Source organism: Bacillus sp. 204(2023), assembly GCF_037027505.1.
Lineage (GTDB): Bacteria > Bacillota > Bacilli > Bacillales > Bacillaceae > Bacillus > Bacillus subtilis.
This window is the reverse complement of the sequence record NZ_JAXCHE010000022.1, coordinates 1-904: the sequence shown is the minus strand read 5'-3', so window position 1 is coordinate 904 and position 904 is coordinate 1. Positions and strand designations below refer to the sequence as shown.

Sequence of the window (904 nt, the reverse complement as noted above, 5' to 3'; positions counted from 1 at the left end):
AGTCCGTTGCTCTACCAACTGAGCTACCGAGCCTAAGTATTTAAATGGCGGTCCGGACGGGACTCGAACCCGCGACCTCCTGCGTGACAGGCAGGCATTCTAACCAACTGAACTACCGGACCATTTTGAAATTTGGTTGCGGGGGCAGGATTTGAACCTGCGACCTTCGGGTTATGAGCCCGACGAGCTACCGAACTGCTCCACCCCGCGATGATATAATGGTGGAGGATGACGGGCTCGAACCGCCGACCCTCTGCTTGTAAGGCAGATGCTCTCCCAGCTGAGCTAATCCTCCATCATATAATGACCCGTACGGGATTCGAACCCGTGTTACCGCCGTGAAAGGGCGGTGTCTTAACCGCTTGACCAACGGGCCCAGACTTTCAATTGTAATTATGTATAAGTATCAGTGGCGGAGAGCAAGGGATTCGAACCCTTGAGACGGAGTTGACCGCCTACACGATTTCCAATCGTGCTCCTTCGACCACTCGGACAGCTCTCCAATAATGGCTCCGCAGGTAGGATTCGAACCTACGACCGATCGGTTAACAGCCGATAGCTCTACCACTGAGCTACTGCGGAATGAAGTCTGCCTGGCGATGTCCTACTCTCACAGGGGGAAACCCCCGACTACCATCGGCGCTGAAGAGCTTAACTTCCGTGTTCGGCATGGGAACGGGTGTGACCTCTTCGCCATTATCACCAGACAATTTCAGTGACATTTAACATTATACTATGTATTCTTGAGAAAATCAAGTGTTTTTTTAAAAAAACTTATTCTCTCAAAACTAGATAACAGGTGTGACATCATTCAAAAATATGGTTAAGTCCTCGATCGATTAGTATCTGTCAGCTCCATGTGTCGCCACACTTCCACCTCAGACCTATCAACCTGATCATCTTT

General features: G+C 50.0%; 6 tRNA genes and 2 rRNA genes. All 8 read right to left on the bottom strand.

Features of this window, described 5'->3' with window-relative positions:
* Nucleotides 1-45: 45 nt before the first annotated feature.
* A tRNA-Asp gene (locus WA279_RS20730) sits at nucleotides 46-122 on the bottom strand.
* A gap of 11 nt (nucleotides 123-133) precedes the next feature.
* Nucleotides 134-210 (bottom strand) — tRNA-Met (locus WA279_RS20725).
* Between the two features lie 9 nt (nucleotides 211-219).
* Nucleotides 220-295 (bottom strand) — tRNA-Val (locus WA279_RS20720).
* A gap of 9 nt (nucleotides 296-304) precedes the next feature.
* Nucleotides 305-376: transfer RNA gene (locus tag WA279_RS20715), tRNA-Glu, on the bottom strand.
* Between the two features lie 34 nt (nucleotides 377-410).
* Nucleotides 411-502: transfer RNA gene (locus tag WA279_RS20710), tRNA-Ser, on the bottom strand.
* Between the two features lie 5 nt (nucleotides 503-507).
* Nucleotides 508-582 (bottom strand) — tRNA-Asn (locus WA279_RS20705).
* 9 nt (nucleotides 583-591) lie between these two features.
* Nucleotides 592-707, bottom strand: a 5S ribosomal RNA gene (rrf, locus tag WA279_RS20700).
* A gap of 112 nt (nucleotides 708-819) precedes the next feature.
* Nucleotides 820-904, bottom strand: a 23S ribosomal RNA gene (locus WA279_RS20695); the annotation flags it as partial.